At 65.5% G+C, this 6,001-nt stretch carries 7 protein-coding genes; 4 read left to right on the top strand and 3 right to left on the bottom strand.

What is annotated here, in order from left to right; all coding sequences use genetic code 11:
• From JHD07_RS30640 to JHD07_RS30625, 4 genes are all read left to right on the top strand, one after another.
• A partial coding sequence (locus JHD07_RS30640; protein ID WP_291628916.1) for a S41 family peptidase occupies positions 1–1,151 on the top strand: 1,151 nt, incomplete at its 5' end.
• A 141-nt stretch (positions 1,152–1,292) separates the two neighbouring features.
• Positions 1,293–2,507 carry a divergent polysaccharide deacetylase family protein gene (locus JHD07_RS30635; RefSeq protein WP_291628914.1) on the top strand — a complete coding sequence of 405 codons (1,215 nt, stop codon included), beginning with the start codon at positions 1,293–1,295 and terminating at the stop codon, positions 2,505–2,507.
• 76 nt (positions 2,508–2,583) lie between these two features.
• Positions 2,584–3,087, top strand: coding sequence for an RNA pyrophosphohydrolase (locus JHD07_RS30630; protein ID WP_291628912.1), 504 nt, complete (start codon positions 2,584–2,586; stop codon positions 3,085–3,087).
• A gap of 106 nt (positions 3,088–3,193) precedes the next feature.
• Positions 3,194–3,694, top strand: coding sequence for an RNA pyrophosphohydrolase (locus JHD07_RS30625; RefSeq protein ID WP_291628910.1), 501 nt, complete (start codon positions 3,194–3,196; stop codon positions 3,692–3,694).
• Positions 3,695–3,864: 170 nt separating this feature from the next.
• Here the strand turns inward: JHD07_RS30625 and JHD07_RS30620 are convergent, their stop codons facing one another.
• The 3 genes from JHD07_RS30620 to JHD07_RS30610 all read right to left on the bottom strand — a co-directional run.
• Positions 3,865–4,272, bottom strand: coding sequence for a F0F1 ATP synthase subunit epsilon (locus JHD07_RS30620; protein ID WP_291628908.1), 408 nt, complete (start codon positions 4,270–4,272; stop codon positions 3,865–3,867).
• A gap of 115 nt (positions 4,273–4,387) precedes the next feature.
• Complete coding sequence (gene atpD / locus JHD07_RS30615) at positions 4,388–5,821, bottom strand: F0F1 ATP synthase subunit beta (protein WP_291628905.1); 1,434 nt, start codon at positions 5,819–5,821, stop codon at positions 4,388–4,390.
• 83 nt (positions 5,822–5,904) lie between these two features.
• Positions 5,905–6,001, bottom strand: a 97-nt coding sequence (locus tag JHD07_RS30610; protein ID WP_291628917.1) for a F0F1 ATP synthase subunit gamma, incomplete at its 5' end; no start/stop codon positions are given.

Below are 6,001 nucleotides of genomic sequence, written 5' to 3'. Positions count from 1 at the left end.
CCGCGATCAGCGGCATGCTCACCGGCCTCGATCCGCATTCGAGCTACATGGACGCGAAAAGCTTCCGTGACATGCAGGTGCAGACCCGCGGCGAGTTCGGCGGGCTCGGCATCGAGGTCACGATGGAGGACGGCCTGATCAAGGTGGTCTCGCCGATCGACGACACGCCCGCTTCGCGCGCCGGCATCATGGCCAACGACATCATCACCAATCTCGACGACGAAGCCGTGCAGGGCCTGACCCTGAACCAGGCGGTCGAGAAAATGCGCGGTCCGGTCAACACCAAGATCAAGCTCAAGATCATCCGCAAGGGCCAGGACAATCCGCTCGACGTGACGCTCGTGCGCGACAACATCCGCGTCCGCTCGGTGCGCGCGCGTGTCGAGCAGGACGACATCGGCTATATCCGCATCACCACCTTCAACGAACAGACCACCGAAGGCCTGAAGCGCGAGGTCGGCAACCTCACCAACCAGATCGGCAGCGACAAGCTCAAGGGCTTCATCATCGACCTGCGCAACAACCCGGGCGGCCTGCTCGAGGAAGCGGTCACCGTCTCCGACTCCTTCCTGGAGAAGGGCGAGATCGTCTCAACCCGCGGCCGTAATGCCGAGGAAACCCAGCGCCGCACCGCGCATGCGGGCGACCTCACCAAGGGCAAGCCGGTCATCGTGCTGGTCAACGGCGGCTCGGCCTCGGCGTCGGAAATCGTCGCCGGCGCGCTGCAGGACCACAAGCGCGCGACCATCGTCGGCACGCGATCGTTCGGCAAGGGCTCGGTGCAGACCATCATCCCGCTCGGCAGCGGCAACGGCGCGCTGCGGCTGACCACGGCGCGCTATTACACGCCGTCGGGCAAGTCGATCCAGGCCAAGGGCATCGTGCCCGACATCGAGGTGCTCCAGGACGTGCCGGACGAATTGAAGTCGCGCACCGACACCAAGGGCGAGGCCTCGCTGCGCGGCCACCTCAAGAACGACGGCGACGAGAAGACCGGCTCGCAGTCCTACGTCCCGCCGGACGCCAAGGACGACAAGGCGCTCAAGCTCGCCGGCGACCTGCTCCATGGCATCAAGAACAGCGCCTCCGCGGCGCCGACGCCGGGCAACGACAACAAGGCGACGACCGACAAGCCCAAAGCGGCGAACTGAGTCGTCGCTTTCTGCGATCGAACGAAAAGGGCGGCTCCTGGAGCCGCCCTTTTGCTTGCAAGTCCGATCCCCGGCCTATCCCGGCCTGCCGCCGCTTGACCCCGGCATGGTATCGTCGGCTGGAGTGATTCGGGATCGCGCATGACTGAAACGGCCGATGATCTGAGCGCCCCGCTCGGACAGGACAAGCCGCGCCGCAAACGCCGGCTGCGGCTGCCGTTCACGGCCATGCAGCTGCTGGCCGCTGTGCTCGGCCTGTTCCTGGCGACCTTTGCCGGCTTCGCCATCTTCAACAAGGACCCGCTCGGTGGCGAGCCGATGAGCCGACTCGCGATCAATGAGCCCAAGCCGACGGACAAGGACGACAAGCCTGCCAGCGGCCCCGGCAAGGAGACCCAGCAGGAGACCAAGGAGGCGCCGAAGCCGGCCGCCCCCGGCGAGCAAAAAACCATCACGATGATCGACGGCTCGACCGGCGCCCGCCGCGACGTGGTGATCGGCGGCGGCGATACCGCCGACAAGGGCGAGGCTGCATCCGCCCCGCCGTCCGTCATGGCCGGGATCAATCCGAAGCTGCTGGAGAAATCGCGCTACGGCATGATCCCGGTGGTTGCCGACGGGCTGAAGCCGTTCAACGTCTATGCGGCGGACGCCGACCGGGCCAAGGCCGCCAAGATGCCGGTGGTCGCGATCGTGATCGGCGGCCTCGGCGTCGGCGCTGCCAAGACCGTTGATGCCATCATGAAGCTGCCGCCGGCGGTGACGCTGGCCTTCACGCCCTATGGCACCGACCCCGGCAAGCTCGCCGAGCGCGCCCGCGCGCAGCGCCACGAGATCTTCCTCCAGATCCCGATGGAGCCCTACGACTTCCCCGACAACGATCCGGGGCCGCAGACGCTGCTGACGTCGCTCAGCCCCGACCAGAACATGGACCGCCTGCACTGGCACCTCAGCCGCATGCAGGGCTATGCCGGCCTCACCAATTTCATGGGTGCCCGCTTCATTGCGACCGAGCCGGCGATGCAACCGATCATCCGCGAGGCGTCCAAACGCGGCCTCGGCTTCTTCGACGACGGCTCCTCGCCCCGCAGCATCGCGCCCCAGGCCGCCGCCAACCAGGCGATGCCGTTCGGCAAGGGCGACATCGCGATCGACGTGGTTCCGACCCCGACCGAGATCGACCGCGCCCTGAACAAGCTGGAATCGACGGCGCGCGAGCGCGGCGTCGCGGTCGGCACCGCCTCCGCCCTGCCCGTCTCGATCGAGCGCATCAGTGCCTGGACCAAGACCTTGGCAGACCGGGGTATCCTTCTGGTGCCATTGACAACCGCGATGCTGAAATCAAAATCGAGCTAAATCAACGAATTGGTACGGCACGGCTCCCGCGGAGCCGCTCAAGCCGGACCTGAGGGCATGCGAGAGGTCTGGCGGGATGGCGCGTTACGAGGATCTGCCCTACCGGACCTGTGTCGGTGTGATGCTGATCAATTCAAAGGGGCTGGTGTTCATCGGCCGCCGCGCCGGCGGCATCGAGCATGTCGACGACACCCATGTCTGGCAGATGCCGCAAGGCGGCGTCGATCCCGGCGAGGACACCTGGGAAGCGGCCAAGCGCGAGCTCTATGAGGAGACCAGCGTGCGCTCGGTCGAACGGCTCGGCGAGGTCCCGGACTGGCTCACCTACGACATCCCGCGCACGGTGGCCGGGCGCGCCTGGAAGGGCCGCTATCGCGGCCAACGGCAGAAATGGTACGCGGTGCGCTTCACCGGCAAGGACAGCGAGATCAACGTCCAGCATCCCGGCGGCGGCCACAAGGCCGAGTTCCTGAGCTGGCGCTGGGAGCCGATGAAGAACCTCCCCGAGCTGATCATTCCGTTCAAGCGCCCGGTCTACGAGCGCGTGGTGCAGGAATTTTCCGCGCTGGTGGACCAATAATCTCTATTGTCGTCCCGGGGCGGTGCGAAGCATCGAACCCGGGACCTCAAGATTCCGGGTTCGATGCTGCGCATCGCCCCGGAATGACGACGAGAGACATTTGTAAGTGACCAGCGACAAACCCTACCGCCCCAACGTCGGCATCGCGCTCTTCAATGCCGAGGGCCGCGTGCTGATCGGCCATCGCTTCAAGGGCGATGGGCCCGAGATCATCCTCCCCGGCCTCGACTGGCAGATGCCGCAGGGCGGTGTCGACGAGGGCGAGAACCTGCGCGATGCGGCGATGCGCGAGCTCTGGGAGGAGACCAGCGTCGTCAGCGCCGACTATCTCGGCGAGACCGACTGGCTCACCTATGAATTCCCGCCTTACGACGGCCCGCAAACGCATCGGCTAGCGAAGTTTCGCGGCCAGCGGCAAAAGTGGTTCGCGCTGCGCTTCACCGGCAGGGATGACGAGATCGATCCGCTGACGCCGCGCAACGGCCAGCCTGCCGAATTCGACGCCTGGCGCTGGGAGCGGCTCGACCGCGTCGCAGAACTCGTTGTGCCGTTCCGGCGTGGGGTCTATGAGGCGGTGGCGCGCGAGTTTGCTGCCTTCTCCGGCTGAACTCTCGAAAACAACCCCATGCACAGTAGCCAAGTGTTTGACGCTTCGCGATAAAATGCGCGGCAGCGCCAGCGACGGCCCAACAAGATTTCAGCGCCCGCCACTTTCGTGACGAGCGCTGATTCTGTTCAGGAATTTGGAGATCGAGCCCCGGAGCGGCGCCCCGGGGCTTAGTGCATAGCCGTGGAGTTGAGCTGCTGCTGGATGCTCTTGAAGTGGTCGAGCCGCTCGATGGCCTGATCGAGCTCGCCGCCTTCATGCTCCTTCAATCCCTCTTCCATCTCCGCGATCGTCTCGGCGAACTGGGCACGGTCGAGCTCGGCCAGCGACGTCGCGACGTCGGCGAGCACCGTCAGGCCATTCTCGGAGACCTCGGCGATGCCGCCGAGCACGATGATCTTCTCGTGCCTGCCGCCGGTGGTCACCGTGAGAATGCCTGGCCGGATCGCAGCCACGACCGGGGCATGCCCGGCCAGCACGCCGAAATCGCCCTCGACGCCGGGGATGTCGACCTGGTCGACCTCACCCGAGAAGGCGAGCTTTTCCGGAGAGACGAGATCGAAATGGAAGGTGGCCATGGGCTATCCGTTGTTTTCCGCTTGTCACCCGCGGGCTTGACCCGCGGGTCCATCCATCAAAATTCTCTTTTGATGGATCGCCGGGTCAAGCCCGGCGATGACGAGATGAGAAAGCTTAGGCCGCTTCCGCCGCCAGCTTCTTGCCCTTCTCGACGGCTTCTTCGATGGTGCCGACCATGTAGAAGGCGGCTTCCGGCAGGTGATCGTACTTGCCTTCGACCAGGCCCTTGAAGCCCTTGATGGTGTCGGCGAGGTCGACGAACTTACCGGGCGACCCCGTGAAGATTTCGGCGACGTGGAACGGCTGCGACATGAAGCGCTCGATCTTGCGGGCGCGGGCCACCGCCAGCTTGTCTTCTTCCGAAAGCTCGTCCATGCCGAGAATGGCGATGATGTCCTGAAGCGCCTTGTAGCGCTGCAGCACCTGCTGGACCTGACGGGCGACCGCGTAGTGCTCCTCGCCGACGACCAGCGGAGAGAGCATGCGCGAGGTCGAGTCGAGCGGGTCCACCGCCGGGTAGATGCCCTTTTCGGCGATCGAGCGCGACAGCGTGGTGGTCGCGTCGAGATGCGCGAACGAGGTCGCCGGCGCCGGGTCGGTCAAGTCGTCGGCCGGAACGTAGATGGCCTGCACCGAAGTGATCGAGCCCTTCTGCGTGGTGGTGATGCGCTCCTGCAGCGCGCCCATGTCGGTCGCGAGCGTCGGCTGATAACCCACCGCCGAAGGAATACGGCCCAGGAGCGCCGACACTTCCGAGCCGGCCTGGGTGAAGCGGAAGATGTTGTCGACGAAGAACAGCACGTCCTGGCCCTTGTCGCGGAAGTCTTCCGCGATGGTCAGGCCCGTGAGCGCGACGCGGGCGCGGGCGCCCGGGGGCTCGTTCATCTGGCCGAACACCAGCGCGCATTTCGACTTCACGCTCGGATCCGGATTGTGCGGGTCGGCATTGACCTTGGATTCGATGAACTCGTGATAGAGGTCGTTGCCCTCGCGGGTCCGCTCGCCGACGCCCGCGAACACGGAATAACCGCCGTGCGCCTTCGCGACGTTGTTGATCAGCTCCTGAATCAGCACGGTCTTGCCGACGCCGGCGCCGCCGAACAGGCCGATCTTGCCACCCTTGGCATAGGGCGCGAGCAGGTCGACGACCTTGATGCCGGTGACGAGAATTTCAGCTTCGGTCGACTGGTCGGTGTAGCTCGGCGCCTCCTGGTGGATGGCACGCAGGCCTTCCGACTTGACGGGACCGGCCTCGTCGATCGGCTCGCCGATGACGTTGATGATGCGGCCGAGCGTGCCTTCGCCGACGGGGACGCGGATCGGCGCGCCGGTGTCGGTCACGTCCTGGCCGCGGACCAGACCTTCGGTGGTGTCCATCGCGATGGTGCGCACCGTGGATTCGCCGAGATGCTGGGCGACTTCGAGCACAAGGCGGTTGCCGCCGTTCTTGGTCTCGAGCGCGTTGAGAATGGCCGGGAGGTGGCCTTCGAACTGCACGTCGACGACGGCGCCGATGACCTGGGTGACGCGACCGACCTGGGCTGCCATTGAATGTCTCCTTCGATCCGAACTTCTAGACCACGGTCAATCCGACCGGGATGTTGCGTGAGATGGGTGCTGAAGCGCCTTGGTCAGACGGCCTCGGCGCCCGAGATGATTTCGATCAGTTCCTTGGTGATCTGCGCCTGACGCGTGCGGTTGTAGACCAGCGTCTGCTTGCGGATCATC

Origin of the sequence: Bradyrhizobium sp. (genome assembly GCF_016462955.1) — a bacterium.
Taxonomy (GTDB): domain Bacteria; phylum Pseudomonadota; class Alphaproteobacteria; order Rhizobiales; family Xanthobacteraceae; genus Bradyrhizobium.
The sequence above is the reverse complement of the archived record's forward strand: the minus strand, read 5'-3'. Positions and strand labels throughout refer to the sequence as shown.

Excerpts from the sequence above, each read along its gene's own strand:
- JHD07_RS30635 (WP_291628914.1), top strand. The coding sequence starts at position 1,293 with ATGACTGAAACGGCCGATGATCTGAGCGCCCCGCTCGGACAGGACAAG.
- JHD07_RS30630 (WP_291628912.1), top strand. The coding sequence starts at position 2,584 with ATGGCGCGTTACGAGGATCTGCCCTACCGGACCTGTGTCGGTGTGATG.
- JHD07_RS30620 (WP_291628908.1), bottom strand. The coding sequence starts at position 4,272 with ATGGCCACCTTCCATTTCGATCTCGTCTCTCCGGAAAAGCTCGCCTTC.
- atpD (WP_291628905.1), bottom strand. The coding sequence starts at position 5,821 with ATGGCAGCCCAGGTCGGTCGCGTCACCCAGGTCATCGGCGCCGTCGTC.